General features: G+C 71.6%; 18 protein-coding genes. 16 read left to right on the forward strand and 2 right to left on the reverse strand.

Annotation, left to right across the window (positions count from 1 at the left end; translation table 11 throughout):
* Positions 1 to 134: 134 nt before the first annotated feature.
* Positions 135 to 1,259, forward strand: coding sequence for a TetR family transcriptional regulator (locus ACIRHA_RS22395; protein ID WP_403848406.1), 1,125 nt, complete (start codon positions 135 to 137; stop codon positions 1,257 to 1,259).
* Here the strand turns inward: ACIRHA_RS22395 and ACIRHA_RS22400 are convergent.
* Complete coding sequence (locus tag ACIRHA_RS22400; RefSeq protein ID WP_403848408.1) at positions 1,249 to 2,631, reverse strand: MFS transporter; 1,383 nt, start codon at positions 2,629 to 2,631, stop codon at positions 1,249 to 1,251. The genes ACIRHA_RS22395 and ACIRHA_RS22400 overlap by 11 nt on opposite strands.
* A 230-nt stretch (positions 2,632 to 2,861) precedes the next feature.
* Here ACIRHA_RS22400 and ACIRHA_RS22405 point away from each other — a divergent pair, with 230 nt between their 5' ends.
* The 15 genes from ACIRHA_RS22405 (at position 2,862) to ACIRHA_RS22475 (ending at position 17,782) form a co-directional block, all read left to right on the forward strand.
* Positions 2,862 to 4,346, forward strand: coding sequence for an aldehyde dehydrogenase (locus ACIRHA_RS22405; RefSeq protein ID WP_403848411.1), 1,485 nt, complete (start codon positions 2,862 to 2,864; stop codon positions 4,344 to 4,346).
* A gap of 23 nt (positions 4,347 to 4,369) precedes the next feature.
* Positions 4,370 to 5,320, forward strand: a complete 951-nt coding sequence (locus ACIRHA_RS22410; RefSeq protein ID WP_403848414.1) for a VOC family protein — start codon at positions 4,370 to 4,372, stop codon at positions 5,318 to 5,320.
* Entirely contained in the window at positions 5,317 to 6,111 is a 795-nt protein-coding gene (locus ACIRHA_RS22415) for an aspartate dehydrogenase domain-containing protein (protein ID WP_403848417.1), read from the forward strand. The genes ACIRHA_RS22410 and ACIRHA_RS22415 overlap by 4 nt, the downstream gene beginning before the upstream one ends.
* Positions 6,108 to 6,902 carry an alpha/beta fold hydrolase gene (locus ACIRHA_RS22420; protein ID WP_403848420.1) on the forward strand — a complete coding sequence of 265 codons (795 nt, stop codon included), beginning with the start codon at positions 6,108 to 6,110 and terminating at the stop codon, positions 6,900 to 6,902. The genes ACIRHA_RS22415 and ACIRHA_RS22420 overlap by 4 nt, the downstream gene beginning before the upstream one ends.
* A gap of 15 nt (positions 6,903 to 6,917) precedes the next feature.
* On the forward strand, positions 6,918 to 7,439 hold the full coding sequence (locus ACIRHA_RS22425; protein WP_385759546.1) for a cupin domain-containing protein: 522 nt from the start codon (positions 6,918 to 6,920) through the stop codon (positions 7,437 to 7,439).
* The gene (locus tag ACIRHA_RS22430; RefSeq protein WP_403848423.1) at positions 7,432 to 8,187 is read left to right on the forward strand and encodes an SDR family oxidoreductase; all 756 of its coding nucleotides are present in this window, start codon (positions 7,432 to 7,434) and stop codon (positions 8,185 to 8,187) included. Before ACIRHA_RS22425 ends, ACIRHA_RS22430 begins: the two co-directional genes overlap by 8 nt.
* Positions 8,188 to 8,228: 41 nt before the next feature.
* A complete protein-coding gene (locus tag ACIRHA_RS22435) occupies positions 8,229 to 9,008 on the forward strand; it encodes an SDR family oxidoreductase (protein ID WP_403848426.1) in 780 nt (259 codons plus the stop codon).
* 9 nt (positions 9,009 to 9,017) lie between these two features.
* Complete coding sequence (locus ACIRHA_RS22440) at positions 9,018 to 10,664, forward strand: thiamine pyrophosphate-binding protein (RefSeq protein ID WP_403848428.1); 1,647 nt, start codon at positions 9,018 to 9,020, stop codon at positions 10,662 to 10,664.
* Between the two features lie 10 nt (positions 10,665 to 10,674).
* Complete coding sequence (locus tag ACIRHA_RS22445; RefSeq protein ID WP_403848431.1) at positions 10,675 to 11,616, forward strand: PDR/VanB family oxidoreductase; 942 nt, start codon at positions 10,675 to 10,677, stop codon at positions 11,614 to 11,616.
* 10 nt (positions 11,617 to 11,626) lie between these two features.
* Positions 11,627 to 11,854, forward strand: a complete 228-nt coding sequence (locus ACIRHA_RS22450; RefSeq protein ID WP_403848434.1) for a recombinase-like helix-turn-helix domain-containing protein — start codon at positions 11,627 to 11,629, stop codon at positions 11,852 to 11,854.
* Between the two features lie 7 nt (positions 11,855 to 11,861).
* Complete coding sequence (locus tag ACIRHA_RS22455) at positions 11,862 to 12,860, forward strand: Rieske 2Fe-2S domain-containing protein (protein ID WP_403848437.1); 999 nt, start codon at positions 11,862 to 11,864, stop codon at positions 12,858 to 12,860.
* 328 nt (positions 12,861 to 13,188) lie between these two features.
* A complete protein-coding gene (locus tag ACIRHA_RS22460; protein ID WP_403848922.1) occupies positions 13,189 to 13,971 on the forward strand; it encodes an MFS transporter in 783 nt (260 codons plus the stop codon).
* 140 nt (positions 13,972 to 14,111) lie between these two features.
* Positions 14,112 to 15,077 (forward strand): PAC2 family protein, encoded by a 966-nt coding sequence (locus ACIRHA_RS22465; protein ID WP_403848440.1) that lies wholly within the window; start codon positions 14,112 to 14,114, stop codon positions 15,075 to 15,077.
* 285 nt (positions 15,078 to 15,362) lie between these two features.
* On the forward strand, positions 15,363 to 17,105 hold the full coding sequence (locus ACIRHA_RS22470) for a S8 family peptidase (RefSeq protein WP_403848442.1): 1,743 nt from the start codon (positions 15,363 to 15,365) through the stop codon (positions 17,103 to 17,105).
* Between the two features lie 38 nt (positions 17,106 to 17,143).
* Positions 17,144 to 17,782, forward strand: coding sequence for a hypothetical protein (locus ACIRHA_RS22475; protein WP_403848445.1), 639 nt, complete (start codon positions 17,144 to 17,146; stop codon positions 17,780 to 17,782).
* A 111-nt stretch (positions 17,783 to 17,893) separates the two neighbouring features.
* On the opposite strand, the gene mshC is transcribed toward ACIRHA_RS22475, so the two are convergent.
* Positions 17,894 to 19,123 (reverse strand): cysteine--1-D-myo-inosityl 2-amino-2-deoxy-alpha-D-glucopyranoside ligase, encoded by a 1,230-nt coding sequence (gene mshC / locus ACIRHA_RS22480; RefSeq protein WP_403848448.1) that lies wholly within the window; start codon positions 19,121 to 19,123, stop codon positions 17,894 to 17,896.
* Positions 19,124 to 19,242 lie beyond the last annotated feature (119 nt).

Consider the following 19,242-nt stretch of genomic DNA (forward strand, 5'->3'; position numbering starts at 1 on the left):
GAAATGATTGACTGTGAACTACCTTCTTGGCAAGAGGGTCGCTCACATCGATACTCGCCAGCTCCTGCTTGGGTAGCCAATTTGAACGCCCGTGCACAAGCGGGCACCTGCACCGGCTCGACTACTGTTGCGCCGTGGACCCACAGCAGGAAAAACGGCGCGGCCGCTCCCACGACCCCGAGGGGAACCGGAGGGCCGTGCTCGAAGCGGCCCGGCGGCTGTTCGCGGCCCACGGGTACCAAGGCGTCGGTATCCGGGCGATCGCCACCGAGGCCGGGGTCACGCCCGGACTCGTCATGGCGTACTTCGGGTCCAAGGACGGGCTCTTCCGCGCCGTCGTCGGCGAGGGCACCGGGGTCACGGCCGCCCTGCTCGACGAGGCGGGCAACGATCCGGCCGGCCTCCCGCAGGCCCTCGCCCACTCCTACCTCGACCGCTGGGACCGCCTCCGCACCGAGGACCCGCTGGCCGCGCTGATCCGCTCGGCGCTCAACCACCCGCCCAGCGCGCAGCAGTTGAGCGAGCTCCTGGAACGGCTGGTGACCGGGCCCCTGCAGGGCGTGCTCGGCGACGGTCCCGAGGCCGCGGCCCGGATCGGGATGATCCGCAGCGTCCTGTTCGGCGTCATCATGGAGCGCTATCTGTTCGCGCACGAGCCGGCCCGCTCGGTGCCGACGGCCGACCTTGAACCGCTGCTCGCGGACGTACTGGCCACGGCGATCGGCACGCCCGCGGAGGGTGCTGCCGGGCCGCCGCGCCCCGCGGACTCCCCTGCGGCCTCCCCCGCAACCGACGCCGACACCCGCGTCTTCGCCGCCCTCACCGACTGCGCCGCGCGCTACCGCACCCTGATCGGCCGCGTCGTCAAGCGGCACGGCATCGGCCTCGCCGCCTTCGAGCTGCTCGCCGAGCTGCGCCGCGCCCCGGCCCCGCACCGCCGCACCATGGGCGAGCTGGCGGCGGCCGGGGTGGTCGGGGCCGGCGGGGTGACCCAGCACGCTGACCGGCTCGCGCGGGCCGGGCTCATCGAGCGGGAGCGGGACGACCGGGACCGGCGGATCGTGCATCTGCGGCTGAGCGAGGCCGGGCGGGTCCTGGTCGACCGGGTGGCCGAGGAGCGCAGGGCGGGTGAGCGGGAGCTGCTGGACGGGCTGCGCCCCGACGAGCGGCGGGACCTGCGGCGCCTGCTGGGGACACTGGGCGCGGCCCTCACGGACCCGCAGTCCCCCGCTACGAACGCTACGAACGCTACGAGTTGAGCTCCTCCAGCGTCTTCCCCTTCGTCTCCACCGCGAACAGGGCGATCACCGCACCCACCGCCGCCATGGCCGCCAGCTGCGCGAAGACCAGGCCGAGCCCGCCGCCGGAGCCGATGATCGCGCCGACCGCGATCGGGCCGAGGATGACACCGAGCCGGTTCCACAGGCCGCCGAAGGCCGCACCGGTGGCCCGGTTCCGCGTCGGGTACAGCTCCGGCGAGTAGAGGTAGAGGCCGGCGTTGATCGCGTAGACGAAGAACGTCGTGCAGGACGCGAACAGGGCGACCTGGAGCCCCGACGTCACGCCGACCAGGGCCAGGATCCCGAGGGTGAGCGCCGTGCCGCCGAGCGCGGCGACCAGCGCCGGGCGCCGCCCGATCCGGTCGATGAGGAGCGCGACGACGAAGGTGCCGACCAGACCGGTGATGTTGCTGAGCAGCGTGTAGACCAGCGCGGTCGTCAGGTCGAGGCCGAAGTTCTTGGTGTACAGCGAGGGCAGCCACGTCGAGATGCCGTGGTTGACGTAGTACGCGACGAACCACAGGCCGGACAGGACGGCGGTGCGCCGCAGATAGCGGCCGGTGAACAGGTCGCGCAGCCGGCCGCGACCGGTCTCCGCCACGGGCGCGGGACCGGGCTCCGGCAGCGGTTCCCCCACGGCCCGCTCGACCTCGGACTCGATCCGGGCGATGACCTGCTCGGCCTCCTCCAGGCGCCCCTGCGAGAGCAGCCAGCGCGGCGACTCGGCGACGTGCTTGGGCAGCGCCACGGCGATCAGGACGGGCAGCGCGCCGAGCACGAACATCGCGCGCCAGCCCAGGTTCGGCACCACCCACACCGCGACGAGGCTGGCGGCCGCGAGCCCGGCCGGGAAGATCATCTCGTAGAGCAGGACGAAGCGGCCGCGCTTGTCGGAGCGGGAGATCTCGTTGATGTACGTGGCCGCGACCGGGACGACGCCGCCGATGCCGAGCCCCTGGACGAACCGGAAGAGCGAGAACAGCTCGATCCCGTTCGCCATGGCGACGGCGAGGCTGGCGACGCCCGTGATCGCGACGCCCAGGGCCACCGTGCGCACCCGGCCGATCCGGTCCCCCAGCCACCCGGCGACCAGTGCGCCGAGCAGCATGCCGACGGAACCCGTGGTGACCGCGAAGGTCGCCTGCGCCGTGCTGAGGTGCCAGTCCTTGATGAGGACGGGCAGCGCGGAGGCGGCCAGGAGCTGGTCGAAGGCCTCGAAGAACGTCACGGCGCCGATCAGGCAGCGCACCTTGACGTGCCAGCGGGAGTGCGGAAGCCGTTCGAGTCTGGCCGCGACCGAGCCGAGGCCCTGTTTATCGGGCATGCCCGGTTTGCCTGCCACTGTCGTCATGGGGAGGTGTCCTTCCGCGAGCACGCGAACACAGGGACGTGAAGGGGGATGCCGCGACCTTAGAAGGCAACCACTTAGCGGTCAATGGTTAGGCGCTTAGGGATCCGGAAGCCCGAAGTTCCTCAACTCTTCTTGCAGCGCACTCTTGCGGAGAAACATTTAAGCGCTTAGATTTCTAGCGCTTCGACTTAACAACGCACCTACGCACCACTCCATTTGGAGGTCCCGCCGTGTCTCAGCACCCCACCGAAATCCTCGTCGCGGGCCAGTGGCGACGCGGCTCCGGTGCCCCGCTCGACACGGTCGACCCCGCCACCGGGCAGCTGCTCGCCACGCTGCACACCGCGTCCGCCGAAGAGGTCGACGAGTCCGCGCAGGCGGCAGCAGCGGCCGCGGCGGACCCGGCCTGGCGCGAGCTGCTCCCCCACCAGCGGGCCCGGCTCCTGTACCGGATCGCGGAGCTGACCGAGGAAGCCGCCGACGACCTGGCCGCGACGCAGACCGCCGACACCGGAAAGACCCTCACCGAGACGAAGGCGCTCGCACTCAGCGCGGCCGGCACCTTCCGGTACCTGGCCGCGACCCTGGAGACCGCCGAAGAGGCCCTCACGCCCTCGCGCGGCCCGTACGTCACGATGAGCGTGCACGAGCCGATCGGCGTGGTCGGGGCGATCAACCCGTGGAACTCCCCGGTCGCCAGTGACGCGCAGAAGCTCGCGCCCGCCCTGGCCGCGGGGAACGCGGTGCTGCTCAAGCCGGCCGCCTGGACCCCGCTGGTCTCCCTGAAGCTCGGCCGGATCATCACCCGGGCCCTCACCGAACTCGGCCTGCCCACCGCCCTGTTGTCGGTACTTCCGGGCAGCGGCCGGGTCGTCGGTGACGCCGTCGTACGACATCCGCTCGTCGGCCGGATCGGGTTCACGGGCGGCACGGAGACCGGCCGCTCCATCGCCGAGATCGCCGCGCGCAAGCTGATCCCCGCATCGCTCGAACTGGGCGGCAAGTCTCCGACGATCGTGCGGGCCGACGCGGACGTCGAACAGGCCCTGTCGGGTGTGATGTTCGGGATCTTCTCGTCCAGCGGGCAGTCCTGCATCGCGGGTTCGCGGCTGTTCGTCCACGCGTCGCTGTACGAGTCATTCGTCGGCGAACTCGTCTCGCGGGTCGGCAAGTTGCGGGTCGGGCCCGGCACCGACCCCGACACACAGGTCGGCCCGCTGGTGCATGCGAAGCACCGGGACTCGGTCGCCGACTACGTCGACCTCGCCCGCTCCGAGGGCGCCGAGGTGCTGTGCGGCGGCGCCGCACCCGAGGGCGCCGCGTACGAGAACGGCGCGTACTACCTGCCGACCGTCCTCGCCGGGCTGCCGAACGACTCCCGCACCTGCCAGGAGGAGATCTTCGGCCCGGTCCTGGTGGTCCTCCCCTACGACGACGAGGACGACCTGGTCCGCCAGGCCAACGACTCCGTGTACGGCCTCGCCTGCGGGATCTGGACCCGCGACCACCGCGCCGCCTGGAACCTGGCCCGCCGGATCGACGCGGGCACCGTGTGGATCAACACGTACAAGCAGTTCAGCGCGTCCACCCCGTTCAGCGGGATGAAGGACAGCGGCCTCGGCACCGAGAAGGGACGTGACGCCATCCGCGCCTACCAACGCCAGAAGTCCCTGTACTGGGGCACGTCCGAAACCCCGCTCCCCTGGGCCAACTGATCACCCCCGCAACGGAGTTCCGTATGTCCCACCCCACTCACCCGCCGATCGCCCGGCTGCGCGCGCTGCGCTCCGTCGAACTGCTCACCCCCTCCTTCGCCGAGGCCACCGACTTCTACGAGGACGCGTGGGGCCTGGAGGTCGTCGAGTCCGAGCACAGCGCGAGCTGGCTGCGCGGCACCGGCGAACAGCACCACGCCCTCCAGCTCACCCGCTCCGACCGCACAGGGCTCGGCCGCCTCGTGTTCGCCGTGGCCACGCCCGCCGAGATCGACGAGGCGGCGCGGCGGCTCGAAGCCCGCGGCATCGTGCCGCTCGCGGGGCCCGGCCTCCTCGACCAGGTCGGCGGCGGCTACGGCCTGCGGTTCCACGACCACGAGGGCCGGCTCGTCGAGCTGTCGGCCGAGACCTGGGCGGTCGCGCCGCGCGGCCAGGACACCGCCGTGCCGGTCGGTGTCACGCACGCGGTCCTCAACACCCCCGACATCGACGCCGCCGTCGCCTTCTACTGCGACGTCCTCGGCCTGCGCGTCTCCGACTGGTCCGAGCACCAGATGGCGTTCCTGCGCTGCAACGCCGACCACCACTGCATCGCGTTCAACCAGGCCGAGTGGGTGTCCCTCAACCACGTGGCGTACGAGATGAGTTCGGTCGACCACTTCATGCGCGGGCTCGGGCGCCTGCGCCACCACGGGATCGTCCCGCAGTGGGGTCCGGGGCGGCACGGTCCCGGCAACAACACCTTCTCCTACTTCACCGATCCGACCGGGCTCGTCTGCGAGTACACGTCCGAGGTCGCCCAGATCGTCGAGGACCGGTGGATCGCCAAGGTGTGGCGGCGGGTGCCGGAGCTGTCCGACCTCTGGGGCACGGCGGGCGCGCCGTCGAAGGAGATCCGCTGTCACATGGCCGGTTCGCCGGAGTCCCCGGTCATTCCGGCGTCCCCGGTCATCCCTGAAGGAGCACAGAAATGAGCACGCTCAAGGTCGGACTCGTCGGCTGGGGCGCCATCGGCCGTGTCGTCGGCACCGCGCTGGCCCAAGGGGACGTTCCTGGCGCCGAGTTGGCCGGCATCGTCGACAACCGGCCGCTCGGTGAGGCGGCGCCCGCGCCGCAGGTCACCTTCGATGAGGCCATCGAGCGCTGCGACCTGATCGTCGAAGCCGCAGGTCAGGGCGTCGTACGGGAGTGGGGCGAGCACGTACTCAACCACGGCACCGATCTGCTCGTGGCCTCGACCGGGGCCCTCACCGACGACGAGCTGGCCAAGCGGCTGCTCGCCGCCGGGCCCGGCCGGGTGTACTTCACGGGCGGGGCCGTCGGCGGCCTCGATCTGCTCCAGGCCGTGCGGGGCCTGGGGCCGATCGAGGACGTCCGGCTGACGACCACGAAGCTGCCCGCCACCCTCGAACAGCCGTGGATGGACGAGGAGTTGCTGGGCCGGATGCGCTCGGCGACCGGGCCGGTCGTCGTCATGTCGGGCACGGCGCGGGACGTGCCGGTGAAGTTCCCCAAGTCGACGAACGTGGCCGCCTCGGTCGCCCTCGCCGTCGGCGACCTGGACGCCGTGCGGGTCGAGGTCGTCGCCGATCCGGGGGCCACGCGCACCCGGCATGTCATCGAGGCGTCCGGGGAGCACGGCTCGTACCGCTTCGAGGTCGCGCACCGGCCCGACCCGGGCAATCCGGCGACCAGCCAGGTCGTGCCGTACGCGGTGCTGCGCTCGCTGGCGGCGCTCGCCGGGCGGTCGGGGCAGATCCTGTGACGGCCGCCCACCCGGCCGCCAACCCGGCCGTCCACGTGGAGGAGGCCGGCACCGAAGGCCCCCTGCTGGTGTGCCTGCACGGCATCGGCTCCTCGTCGGCCGCGTTCGCACCGCAGCTCGCCGCACTGAGCGAGCACGCGCGCGTGGTGGCCTGGGATGCCCCCGGGTACGGCAAGTCCCCCGATCCGGAAGGCCCGTTGGACCTGGACGGGTTCGCGGACGCCGCTGCCGACCTCATCCGCTCGTACGGTCGCTCGGCGCACGTCCTCGGTGTCTCGTGGGGCGGTGTCATCGCGCTGCGGCTCGCGACCCGGCACCCCTCGCTCGTCGATTCGCTGATCGTCGCCGACTCCAGTGCGGGTTCCGGTACCGACCCCGCCAAGGCCGAAGGCATGCGGGCCCGCGCCACCGACCTGGCGGACAGCGGACCACGCGCCTTCGCCGAGAAGCGCGGCCCCCGCCTCGTCTCCGACCTGGCGCCCGCCGCGCTCGTCGAGCGGGTCGTCGACACCATGGCCGCCTCCGTGCGGCTGCCCGGCTACGGGTACGCCGCCGAGTCCATGGCCGGCGCCGATCTGCGCCCCGAACTGTCCGCCGTCTCCGCGCCCACCCTCGTGATCTGCGGCGACCGCGACAAGGTCACCGGCGTCGAGGCCTCCCAGGTCCTCGCCGGGGGCCTGCACAAGACGGCCTACGTGATCGTCAAGGACGCCGGTCACCTGGCCAACCAGGAGCAGCCCGAGCGGTTCAACGCCTGGGTCCTGTCCCACCTGCACATCGTCACCCTCTAGCGAAGGACGCACACCATGCCTCTGACCACCACCGAGTACGACAACGGCGGCGACCTCGGCGCGTACACCGACTCGCTGATCGCGTCGAAGGAGTCCCGCGTCGCCGACTTCGACACGCTCTCCTTCCAGGAGAAGGCGGGCAAGCAGTACCGCCGCGGCCAGATCCGCTACGTCGGCTCCGGCGCCACCGGCAACCACGAGGGCGACAGCCGCATCCTCCCGTCCGGCGGCTTCACCTTCTCCAACATGCTGCTGCCGCCCGGCGCCGAGGGCCCGGCCCACACCCACCACGACGTGGAGGAGGCCTTCTTCGTCCTGGAGGGCGAGGTCCGCGTCGGCGTCCACCGCGGCCCGGACGAGGTCGAGTACCGCACCCTCGGCTACCGCGACATGATCGTGGTGCCCGCCGGTGTGACCCGCTCGCTGAAGAACGAGGGCGACACCGACGCCCTGTTCTGCGTCGTCATCGGCACGCAGAAGCCGCAGGTGCCCTCGTACCCCGAGTACTCGCCGATGCACGGCGTCACCCGTGACTGAGCTGTCCCTCAAGGACGCGCGCACGGTCGTCGTGACCGGGGCGGGCCGTGGCCTGGGCCTCGCCATGGCCCGCCGGGCCGCCGAGGACGGCTTCCGGGTCGTCCTCGCCGAGCTCGACCCCGAGCGCGGCGCCCGGGCCGCCGAGGAGCTGCGGAGCGAGGGCCACGACGCGCACTTCGCACGCTGCGACGTGGCTGACCCGGCATCCGTCGGGGAACTCGCCTCGTTCGTACGGGAGTTGGGCGGACTCTACGGGCTCGTCAACAACGCGGCCCTCGCCAACGGCGTCGGCGGCAAGGAGTTCCAGGACATCGACATCGAGACCTGGGACCGCCTGATGACGATCAACGCACGCGGTCCCTGGCTGGTGGCCAAGGCGCTGCACCCGCTGTTCGGCCCGACCGGACGCATCGTCAACATCGCCTCGGACGCCGCACTTTACGGCTCCCCGCGGCTCGCGCACTACATCACGTCGAAGGGCGCGGTCATCGCCCTCACCCGCGCGATGGCGCGGGAACTCGGCGAGCGCGGCATCACCGTCAACGCACTGGCGCCCGGCCTCACCGAGTGCGAGGCGACCGAGGGAGTGCCGGAGGAACGGCACGGCCTGTACGCCGCGAACCGGGCGATCTCCCGGCCGCAGCAGCCCGACGACCTCACGGGCCTTGCCTCCTTCCTCCTCTCCGAGGAGTCCCGCTATCTGACAGGACAGGTGATCGCCGTCAACGGCGGCTTCACCATGAACTGACTCAATGAACTGACCCAACTTCCTTACTGGAGCAAGTAGTTATGGATCTGGGCCTCGCCGACCGGACCTATGTGGTCACCGGAGGCAGCTCGGGCGTCGGCCTGGCCACGGTCCGCGCCCTCCTCGACGAAGGCGCGAACGTCGCCACCTGCGGGCGCGACGCCGACCGCCTGAAGAGGGTCGGCTCGCACGACCGTCTCTTCACCGCCACGTGCGACGTGCGTGACGCCGAGGCCGTACGGGACTTCGTACGGGCGTCGGCCGGCGCGTTCGGCGGTGACCGCGTCGACGGTCTCGTGAACAACGCCGGACAGTCCCGCATGAAGCGCCTCGACGACACGACCGAGGACGACTGGCGCGACGAGCTGGAGCTGAAGTTCGCGGGCGTGCTGAACCCGCTGCAAGCGGCGCGGGAGTATCTGCGGGCGTCCGACGCGGCCTCCGTCGTCAATGTCAACGCGGTGCTCGCCAAGCAGCCCGAGCCGCGGCTGATCACGACGAGCGCCGCCCGCGCCGGCATCCTCAATCTCTCCAAGTCCCTGTCCCAGGAGCTGGCTTCGGACGGCATCCGGGTCAACTCGGTCTGCCTCGGTCTCATCGACACCGGCCAGTGGACGCGCCGGCACGCCGCCGCCGACTCCGGGATGTCGTACGAGGACTGGCAGGCGGAGCTCGCCGCCGACCGCGGCGTCTCGCTCGGCCGGCTCGGCCGCGCCGAGGAGGTCGCGTACGCGATCGTCGCGCTGCTCTCGCCGCGCGCCTCGTACATCACCGGAACCGGCGTCGACGTCTGCGGCGGCGTCGGCCGCGGCATTCTCTGAGGAGTTCACATGTCTCATACGTCATATACGACGTACGCCAATGGCGGTGACCTCCTCGTCGCCGTCCTGAAGGAACTCGGCATCGACACGGTCTTCGGCATCGTGTCCGTGCACAACCTTCCGCTGGTCGAGGCCGTCGACCGCGAGCTGCGCTTCGTACCCGTGCGGCACGAGGCGAGCGCGGTCAACGCCGCCGACGCCTACGGCCGGGCCCGCGGCTCCATCGGCTGCGCGCTCACCTCGACCGGAACGGGCGCGGGCAACGCGGCCGGTTCACTGATCGAGGCGCTCGCATCCGGCACGTCCGTGCTGCACGTCACGGGCCAGGTCGAGACCGAATTCCTGGGCAGCGGACGCGGGTTCATCCACGAGACGAAGAACCAGCTCGGCATGCTCGACGCCGTCTCGGCGTACGCGGCCACGGTGCGCTCCGCCGATGAGGCGGGTGAGGTGCTGCGGTCCGCCGCGCATGCCGCGCTCGCCTCTCCGGGCGGCCCGGCGAGCGTCGAGTGGCCGATCGACCTGCAGTACGCGGCGCAGACGGACGCTCCCGTGGCCGTGGAGCCGACCGCCACAATGATCAATGAGAACCAACTGGCTTCTGCCGCCGCACTGTTGGCGTCCGCCGAGCGCCCCCTCATCTGGGCCGGCGGCGGCGCCACCCGCGCCGGCGCCGAGCTCACCGCGCTCGTCGAGGCGACCGGCGCCGGACTGCTCACCTCCAACTCCGGGCGCGGCGCGGTCCCCGAGGACCACCCGCAGGTGATCGGCAACTTCGCGACCACCCCAGCCGGACGCGCCCTGCTCGCCGACGCGGACCTGCTGCTGACCATCGGCACGCACTTCCGCTCCAACGAGACCGCCGACTACGGGCTCCAACTCCCCGACGCCGAGCGGCACATCCAGATCGACGTCGACGCCGCCGCCCTCGGCCGCGTCTACCCGGCCGCGCACACCCTGCACGCCGACGCCGCGGACGCGCTTGCCGCCCTGCTCCCCCACGCCCGCGCCGCCGAACCGTCATGGACGGAGCGGATCAAGGGCGTGCGCGACGAGGTGCGGGCCACGCTGCACGACAATATCGGCCCGCAGGCCGCCATCTGCGACGCGCTGCGCGCCGTGCTGCCACGCGACGCGGTCGTCGCCCGTGACGTCACGATCCCGTCCAGCAGCTGGGGCAACCGGCTCCTGGAGATGTACGACCCGCGCTCCAACGTCTTCCCGCGCGGCGGCGGCATCGGGCAGGGCCTCGGCATGGGCATCGGCGCGGCGCTCGCCGACCCCGAGCGGCCCACCGTCGTCATCGCGGGCGACGGCGGGCTCGCCGTGCACCTCGGCGAGCTGCTCACCGTCGCCCAGGAGCGCCCCCGCCTGACCGTCCTGGTCTTCAACGACGGCGGCTACGGCGTGCTGCGCAACATGCAGGACCGCTACAGCGAGCGCCGCTCCGGCGTCGACCTCGCAACGCCGGACTTCGAACTCCTAGCCCAGGCCTGCGGGTTGCCGTACTTGCGGATCTCGGACGCCGCGCACGCCCGCCCGGTGATCGAGCAGGCCGTCGGCGCCGAAGGGCCGACGCTCGTCGAGGTGGACCTGGCCTCGCTCGGCCCGATGAAGAACCCGTTCACCCCGCCCGTGAAGATCCCCGGCGCGTAAGGAGACCACCATGAGCGACGACCGTCTCCTGGACCTGCTGGTCCGGCGGATGACCTGGGAGGCCGACGGTGTCCTGTCCGTCGAGCTGACCCACCCGGACGGCAAGCCGCTGCCCACCTGGGCGCCCGGCGCGCACCTCGACGTGCACGTCGGCGGCCAGGTCCGCCAGTACAGCCTGTGCGGCGACCCCTCCGACTGCGGCACGTACCGCATCGGCGTGCTCAACGAGCCGTCCTCGCGCGGCGGTTCACGGCACGTGCACACCACGCTGCGCCCCGGCCAGCAGGTCACCGTGTCCGAGCCGCGCAACCACTTCGCCCTGGAGGAGGCCCCCGCGTACGTGTTCATCGCCGGCGGCATCGGCGTCACACCGATCCTCGCGATGGCACGGGAGGCCGCCCGGCGCGGCGCCGACTGGCGCATGGTGTACGGCGGCCGGGGGCGCGCCTCGATGGCGTTCACCGAGGAACTGACCGCGCTCGGCGGCGACCTGACCCTCGTACCGCAGGACGAGCAGGGGCACATCGACCTCGACGCGACGCTCGCCGGGCTGCCCGAAGGGGCGCTCGTCTACTCCTGCGGGCCCGAGCCGCTGCTCGCCGCCGTCGAGGAGCGCTGCCCGGGTGACCGGCTGCGCCTGGAGCGCTTCGCCGCACCTGTCGTCGAACGGTCCGCGGACGACGGCGAGTTCGAGGTCGAGTGCCGGACCTCGGGACAGACCCTCACCATCGGCGCCGACACGTCGATCCTGGAGGCCGCCGAGTCCGCGGGCATCGACGTCACCAGCTCCTGCCGCGACGGCATCTGCGGCTCCTGCGAGACCCGCGTCATCGAAGGCGCTCCCGAACACCGCGACTTCCTCCTGTCGGAAGCCGAGCACGCCGCGAGCGCCTCGATGATGATCTGCGTCTCGCGCTGCGCGGCCGGCTCCCGCCTCGTACTCGACCTCTGAGGAGATATCAATGACCACCACCGACTGGCCGTACCTGGAGATCCACCAGTCCCGCACCCACGAGCCGAGCCCCTACGAGTACAAGCTGGCGGCCACGCTCGAAGAGGTCTTCACCAAGGTCGGCCACGAACTCGCCGATGTCGTCAGCGGGCTGAACGCCCGTCAGGTCCACGCTCCCGACGGGGCGCCGTGGACCGAGGAATCCTTCCGCGCCGAGATGCACCGACTGGGAGCGTGACGTACCCATGGCTCTGACCGCCGACAAGATCTACGCGACCGGCCTGCGCAACCAGTGGCACCCGGTCGTCCCCTCCTCCTTCGTCGCGCCCGGCGCGATGCGCAAGGTCACCGTCCTCGGTGAGCAGTGGCTGCTGTTCCGCCGCTCCGACGGCACCCTGAGCATGCTCGCCGACCGCTGTCCGCACCGCGGCGCACCGCTCTCCCTCGGCAAACACCTGGGTGACCGGGTGGCCTGCTGGTACCACGGCGTCGAGATCGAGACCGACGGCACCGTCTCCTCCGTGCCGGGCCTGCCCGGCTGCAACCTGGAGGGCAAGAAGCTCGTCACCTCGCTGCCCGTGCGCGAGGTCTCCGGCGCCGTCCTCGCCTACTTCGGCGACGAACAGCACCCGGAGCCGGTCGAGTTGGAGCTCCCCGAGCCGCTCACCGACCCCGACACCGACGCCATCCTCTGCTACGCGGAGTGGGACGCGCCGTGGCGCTACGGCGTCGAGAACCTGCTCGACCCGATGCACGGCCAGTTCCTGCACCACGACTCACACACCATGTTCGACGGTGACACCACCGCCAAGTTCCGCATCCGCGAGACCGACCGCGGCTACTTCTTCGAGAAGACCGACCAGCGGGGCGTGAACTTCGACTGGGTCGAGCTGTGCCGCACGGGCGTGGACTGGGTCGACCTGTCGATCCCCTACCCGCCGTCGGCGGGCCCCGGCGGCCCGTTCGGCATCGTCGGCATGGTCCGCCCGGTCGACGAGGGGCGCTGCGCGGTCTTCTTCTGGCGCTACCGCAAGGTCCAGGGCTGGCAGCGCGACACCTGGCGCTTCCTCTACAAGACGCTGATCGAGAAGCGCCACTGGGAGGTGTTGGAGCAGGACCGGGAGATGCTGGAGGCCATGCCGGCCGACGCCGACCAGCGGGAAAACCTCTACCAGCACGACCTCGGCGTGGTCCGCCTTCGCCGCATGTACCGCTCGGCTGCGGAGGCACAGGCGACCGCGTGACCGCCATCGCCTTGAGGCGCCGCCGCCTTGGGCAATCTGCCGCCTTGGGCGGCAGGGTGGGCAAGGCGGCACCCCGGCGCGGGCAGCGCCCACGGTCGTCCCCCACCCCGACGGCGTTGCGGCCACGGGGCTCCGCGCCCCGGACCCCGCTGGCTCTCGTCCAAAGTGCGGGGCTCAATATGCGGCGCCCGCCGCCGCAGGCAGGAAATTGCCCGCACCTGCCACCCCGCGGGCTTGAAGTACCCACAGTCGCGCCGCACGAGGCAGGTCGCCCCAACGCGGTCAGCTCCATGGGGGGGTCTCGCTGGGCACGGCCGCCGGCCTGCCCCTGGTCACGTACCTCGTCTACCGCTTCGACTGGCACACCTCGTTCCTCGCCCTCGCGGCGCTGAACGCGGTGGTCGGCCTCCCTCTGATCCTGCTGTTCGTACGGGGTCGTGGGGTGCGCGGCGCCGAGCGGCCGGGCTTCGGGGCCACGCTGAAGGGCGCCCTGCGGATGCCCTGCCTGGCGCCCATCCTGGTCATCGAGATCGCCACGCTCGCGTATCTGTGGGGGTCGAGCGCGTGGCTGCCCTCGTATCTGCTGCGCGAGCGGCACTTCTCGCTCTCCGCGATGGGCATCGTCTCCGCGCTGCCGTTCCTGATGTCGCTGGTGTCCGGGTTCCTCGGCGGGCTGCTGCTCGACCGGCTGCCGCGGCGACTGCTCGCGCTGCCGTTCGTGGTGGGCTCGACCGGCACCGCCGTCTGCGTGCTGCTCGTCGCCGGGGCGGACAGCGACGCGGCGGCGGCCACCGGTCTGATCCTGGCCGGCGGCTTCTGGGGCCTTCAGGGTCCGGCCATCCCCACCCTCGTCCAGCACTGCGCGCCCGCGCACTTCGTCGGCAGCGCCTACGGCGTCGTGAACGGGGTCGGCAACCTCGTGTCCGCGTTCATGCCCACCCTCATGGGCATGGCCATCGCGGCGAGCGGCGGCCACGGCTTCGGCGCCGGATTCACCCTCCTCGCAGGGGCCCAGGCGCTGACCCTGGTGTGCGGGGCATGGCTGCTGGTCAGGCCGGTCCGCGAGGCACCGGCCGCCGAACCCGGCGCCGCGCGGCTCGCGCGGACCTGACGACTGCCCCACGGTGGAGTGGACCACTCCACCGTGGGGCAGTGTTGGGGGCAGCCCGCGCCCACAAGGGGATGCGGAGGGCCCGCGCCGACGCCGTAAGGTGGGCAGGTACGCGAGGGCACGTCGGAAGGAGGCGCTGGGTGATCGAGCTCGAGGGGGTTCCCGAGCTGGTCGACCCGGTCATGGTGGCCGCGTTCGAGGGCTGGAACGATGCCGGCGACGCCGCCTCCACCGCGGTCGCGCATCTCGACAAGGAGTGGAAGGGCGAAGTGTTCGCGGCCCTTGACGCCGAGGACTACTACGACTTCCAGGTCAACCGCCCGACCGTGTTCGTCGACGGCGGCGTGCGAAAGATCACATGGCCGACGACGCGGCTCTCGGTGATCCGTATCGGCGGGGACAAGCCGCGCGACCTGGTCCTGGTCCGGGGCATCGAACCGTCCATGCGTTGGCGCTCGTTCTGCAACGAACTGCTCGGCTTCGCGCACGAGCTGGGCGTCGAACTCGTCGTCGTCCTCGGCGCGCTGCTCGGCGACACCCCGCACACCCGGCCCGTGCCGGTCAGCGGCGTCACGTCGGACGCGGACCTGGCCACGCGGATGAACCTGGAGGAGACCAAGTACGAGGGCCCGACAGGCATCGTCGGCATCCTCCAGGAGGCCTGCACGCACGCCGGCGTCCCCGCGGTCTCGCTGTGGGCGGCCGTCCCGCACTACGTGTCGCAGCCGCCGAACCCGAAGGCGACGCTGGCCCTCCTCAACCGCCTGGAGGACCTGATCGACCTGCGCATCCCGCTGGGCGACCTGGCCGAGGACGCGCGGGCCTGGCAGTTGGGCGTGGATCAGCTGGCCGCGGAGGACAGCGAGGTCGCCGAGTACGTGCAGTCACTGGAGGAGGCCCGCGACACCGCGGAGCTGCCCGAGGCCACCGGCGAGGCCATCGCCCGCGAGTTCGAGCGCTACTTGCAGCGCCGCGACCCGAACGCCCCGCCCGGCGGTCACGCGACGGACGGTGGCGACGGCTCCTCGCACCTGCGCGACAACCCGAGCGGCCGGACCAGGCCGCCGAAGCCGCCGCGCCCGGAGGGCGAGGACGGCGACGAGTAGTCGCGGCAGGCAGTGACCTTCAGGGCGGGGCGCCGAGCGCCCCGCCCTCCGTCGTGCCCTGCCCGCGTTCCCACTCTGGCCGGTTTGGGGCGTGACAGTGTTTTCCGGCCGAATTGATGGCAGTTGCAGGGGGTTCCCCATTCAACTTGTTTTCAAACGCAGTTGGCCAACGGGGTCTGGACGGGCGGGCGTCGGCGTAGCAGGGTGAGCCCCGACGAGCCTCAAGGAAACACACGGCACAAGCAGACCCGTACGACCGGATGTGGCGAGGGGAGCTGTGGACCGATGACCGACCAGCACGGAAGCCCGGCACAGGGGCCGGGAGCGGCCGGGCCGGGACCGGACGGATCCGGTTTCAGCTATCGCGGGGCCGAAGAGGAACTGATCGTCGTGGCGCGCCCGGAGGCCCGCCTGCGTGTCCAGGCCGACGGCGTGCGCTCCGTCGCGGGCGCCGACGTATCGGCGTTGAACATGTTCCTCGGCGACGAACAGCTCGCTCTTGAACCGCTGTTCGGCGGCGAGGAGCGGGTACAGGGAGCCGGCGAGACACCCGGGGCGGACGTACCGGATCTGGCGCTGTTCTACCGGGTGCGCGGCGGGGCCGAGCGGGCACAAGAGCTGAGGTCGCGGATCGCGGCGCTTCCGGAGATCGACACGGCGTACGTGAAGCCCGGCGCGGTGCCCGCGGCGCGCGCGTCGTCCCCGGAGAACTTCGAGGAGGAGCGGCGGCTGAAGGAGAAGACGGCCGCGACACCCGACTACACGGGCCGGCAGGGCTATTTGGGCCCCGCGCCCGCCGGTATCGACGCGCAGTGGGCGTGGCGGCGGCTCGGCGGCAGCGGCGAGGGCGTCACCGTCATCGACGTGGAGGGTGCCTGGCAGTTGGGGCACGAGGACCTGTCGGCGAAGCTCGCGGGCATCGTCGTCGGCACGCCGGTCTCGGACGTGGCCTGGCGCAATCACGGCACCGCGGTCCTCGGCGTGATCGGCGGCGACCGGGGCGATCGCGGCATCACCGGCATCGTGCCGGAGGCGGTGACCGCGGCGGCGTCCTTCCAGGGTGTGGGCACGGCGGCGGCGATCCACGCGGCGGCCGACCGGCTGAACCCCGGCGACGTCATCCTCGTCGAACTGCACCGCCCGGGGCCGCGGTTCGACTTCGAGCCGCGCGACGACCAGCGCGGCTACATCGCCCTGGAGTGGTGGCCCGACGACTTCGCGGCCGTCAAGTACGCGACGGCCAAGGGCATCGTGGTCGTGGGCGCGGCGGGCAACGGGGCCGAGTCCCTCGACGACGCGGTGTACGAGCGGCGGCCCGACGACTTCCCGGCGTGGTGGCACAACCCGTTCAACCCGTCGAACCGCTCATCGGACGCGGTCCTCGTCGGCGCGGGCGCCCCGCCGCCCGGCACCCACGGGCGCGACCACGGCCCGGACCGTTCACGCCTCTCGTTCTCCAACTACGGCACCCGCGTGGACGCCCAGGGCTGGGGCCGCGAGGTCACCACCACCGGCGGCTCCTGGGACCGGCCCGGCGATCTGCAGGGCGGCACCGAGGAGATCGCCTGGTACACCGACACCTTCTCCGGCACCTCGTCCGCCTCCCCGGTGGTCGTCGGCGCGCTGACCGCCCTCCAGGGCATGCTCAGGGCAGGCGGTCAGCGCCCGATGACCTCGCAGCGAGCGCGCGACGTGCTCCGGGCGACCGGCTCACCGCAGCAGGACGCCCCCGGTCGGCCCGCCTCGCAGCGGATCGGCAACCGGCCCGACATCAAGGGAGCGGTCACCAACCTGCTGCCCTCGACGGTCGGTTCGGGCCAGGCGGAGCGGTACTGGGACGAACTGATCCCGTATCCGCCCGAACTCCCGCCCAGGCTCCGGCTGTTCGTGGCGGGCTCCTGGCGCAATCTGAACAACCCGTCCCCCGAGACGCGCCAGGCGGTGCACACCGCCTTCGCGGGGGGACGGCCGGACGTACGTGTGTGGTTCTCGGACGACGAGGTCGTCGGCCTGGTCGTCACGGGCTGAGGCAACGCACCCCACCCTTCATGGAAGGTGGCACCCGCATGAACATGACCCCCCAAATGGGCCAGCAGGGGCAACAGGGCCAGCAGCAGTTCCCGAGCACCTCGCCCTACCAGCAGCAGGGCACGGGCCAGCAGCCGCAACCGCCCTTCGGGCAGCAGCAGTACGGTCAGCAGCCCTTCGGCGGCCAGAGCCAGGACCAGCTCCAGCAGCAGCTCCAGCAGCTCGGCCAGCAGCAGCCGTACCAGCAGCTGCTGCAGCAACTCGGCGGGCAGCAGCAGCCGTTCGGGCAGCAGCAGGGCCAACAGCAGTACGGTCAGCAGCAGTACGGCCAACAGCAGGGTCAGCAGGACCAGCAGGCGCAGCAGGCCGAGCAGCAGATGCAACAGCTGATGCAGGAACTCCAGCGGACCGCGATCCAGCAGTCCCACCAGCAGGCGCAGCAGCAGGCCCTGGCCGCCGGTGTGGCGGACGGCTTCATCGACATCGTGCAGCCGCTGCCGGGCCAGCCGAACCAGATCTTCCTGCGCATCAACAACCAGTTCCGGGTCCTCAACAACCCGAGCCCGCAGGCGCACGACGAGATCCAGGAGGCCTTCGCGTTCGGCCAGCAGGTCGTCGGCATCTGGGACTCCGGTTCGCCGACCGTGCTGCGGAGCGTACGGGTGCAGCGGATCTGATCCGAGCGCACTGAGCGGAGAAGCCGAGCGCGCAGGGCAAGGAAACCCGGCGCACCAGGCAAAGAAAGGGGCGCCTCCCCACGCGGGGAGGCGCCCTGATGTGCCCTTCGGTTACAGCGCCACGCCCAGCAGGGCGTCCACGGCACGCGATACGACGCCGGGGGCGCCCTCGTCCGTGCCGCCCCCGGCCTCCTGGGCCTCGGCCCAGCGGTCGACGGCGGCCAGCGCGGCGGGCGCGTCCAGGTCGTCGGAGAGCGCCTCGCGGATCTCTTCGACCATCACCTCGGCGGACGGGCCGTCGGGGCGGGAGACGGCCGCACGCCAGCGGTCGAGGCGGGCCACGGCGTCGGCGAGGACCTGGTCGGTCCACTCCCAGTCGTCGCGGTAGCGGTGGGAGTGCAGTGCGAGCCGGATGGCGGCCGGGTCGACCCCGTCGTGCCGCAGCTTCGACACGAACACCAGATTGCCCTTGGACTTCGACATCTTCTCGCCGTCGAGCCCGACCATGCCGGCGTGCACGTACGCCTTGGCCATCGGGAACTCGCCGGTCAGCGCCTGCGCGTGCGAGGCACCCATCTCGTGGTGCGGGAAGGCGAGATCCGATCCTCCGCCCTGGACGTCGAAGCCCATGCCGAGGTGGTCGAGGGCGATGGCGACACACTCGATGTGCCAGCCGGGCCGTCCCTGGCCCAGTGAACCGCCGTCCCAGCTCGGCTCACCCTCCCGGGCGGCCATCCACAGCATCGGGTCGAGCGGGTTCTTCTTGCCCGGACGGTCCGGGTCGCCCCCGCGCTCGGCGGAGAGCAGCCGCATCGCGGCGGCGTCGAGGTTCGAGACGGACCCGAAGTGCGGGTCGGCCTCGACGGAGAAGTAGGTGTCGCCCTCGAGCTCGTAGGCGGCACCGGAGTCACGCAGTCGTTCGACGAGCGGCACGATGCCGGGTATCGCCTCGACGGCGCCTATGTAGTGCTGCGGCGGCAGCATCCGCAGGGCGGTCATGTCCTCGCGGAACAGGGCGGTCTCGCGCTCGGCGAGGCCCTCCCACTCGATGCCGTCACGCACGGCCCGCTCCAGCAGAGGATCGTCGACGTCCGTCACGTTCTGGACGTAGTGAACCTGCCGCTTGGTGTCGAGCCACACGCGCTGCACGAGGTCGAACGCGTTGTAGGTCGCCGCGTGACCCATGTGGGTCGCGTCGTACGGCGTGATGCCGCAGACGTAGATACGGGCGACGGGACCGGGGTCAAGGGTGACGAGCCCTTCGGTCGCGGTGTCGTGAATCCGAAGGTCGCGGCCCTTGCCAGGCAGGGCGGGGACATCAGAAGCGGGCCAGGCATGCATGCATCGAGCGTAACCGGACGCCCCTTCCGGATACGAACCGGACCAGGCGTAATGGCCGAACGGGCCCTCTTGCGTGATCTTGCGCGGAGCGCTAGGCCACTCAAACCCCATTCAGGCCC

It is taken from the genome of Streptomyces sp. NPDC102360, from assembly GCF_044766085.1.
In the GTDB taxonomy this organism is placed as follows: Bacteria; Actinomycetota; Actinomycetes; order Streptomycetales; family Streptomycetaceae; genus Streptomyces.

What these genes read in the sequence shown, in the direction of transcription:
- ACIRHA_RS22415 (WP_403848417.1), top strand. Translation starts at nt 5,317, where the DNA reads ATGAGCACGCTCAAGGTCGGACTCGTCGGCTGGGGCGCCATCGGCCGT.
- ACIRHA_RS22410 (WP_403848414.1), top strand. Translation starts at nt 4,370, where the DNA reads ATGTCCCACCCCACTCACCCGCCGATCGCCCGGCTGCGCGCGCTGCGC.
- ACIRHA_RS22440 (WP_403848428.1), top strand. Translation starts at nt 9,018, where the DNA reads ATGTCTCATACGTCATATACGACGTACGCCAATGGCGGTGACCTCCTC.
- ACIRHA_RS22445 (WP_403848431.1), top strand. Translation starts at nt 10,675, where the DNA reads ATGAGCGACGACCGTCTCCTGGACCTGCTGGTCCGGCGGATGACCTGG.
- ACIRHA_RS22455 (WP_403848437.1), top strand. Translation starts at nt 11,862, where the DNA reads ATGGCTCTGACCGCCGACAAGATCTACGCGACCGGCCTGCGCAACCAG.
- ACIRHA_RS22470 (WP_403848442.1), top strand. Translation starts at nt 15,363, where the DNA reads ATGACCGACCAGCACGGAAGCCCGGCACAGGGGCCGGGAGCGGCCGGG.
- ACIRHA_RS22450 (WP_403848434.1), top strand. Translation starts at nt 11,627, where the DNA reads ATGACCACCACCGACTGGCCGTACCTGGAGATCCACCAGTCCCGCACC.
- mshC (WP_403848448.1), bottom strand. Translation starts at nt 19,123, where the DNA reads ATGCATGCCTGGCCCGCTTCTGATGTCCCCGCCCTGCCTGGCAAGGGC.
- ACIRHA_RS22425 (WP_385759546.1), top strand. Translation starts at nt 6,918, where the DNA reads ATGCCTCTGACCACCACCGAGTACGACAACGGCGGCGACCTCGGCGCG.
- ACIRHA_RS22400 (WP_403848408.1), bottom strand. Translation starts at nt 2,631, where the DNA reads ATGACGACAGTGGCAGGCAAACCGGGCATGCCCGATAAACAGGGCCTC.
- ACIRHA_RS22475 (WP_403848445.1), top strand. Translation starts at nt 17,144, where the DNA reads ATGAACATGACCCCCCAAATGGGCCAGCAGGGGCAACAGGGCCAGCAG.
- ACIRHA_RS22435 (WP_403848426.1), top strand. Translation starts at nt 8,229, where the DNA reads ATGGATCTGGGCCTCGCCGACCGGACCTATGTGGTCACCGGAGGCAGC.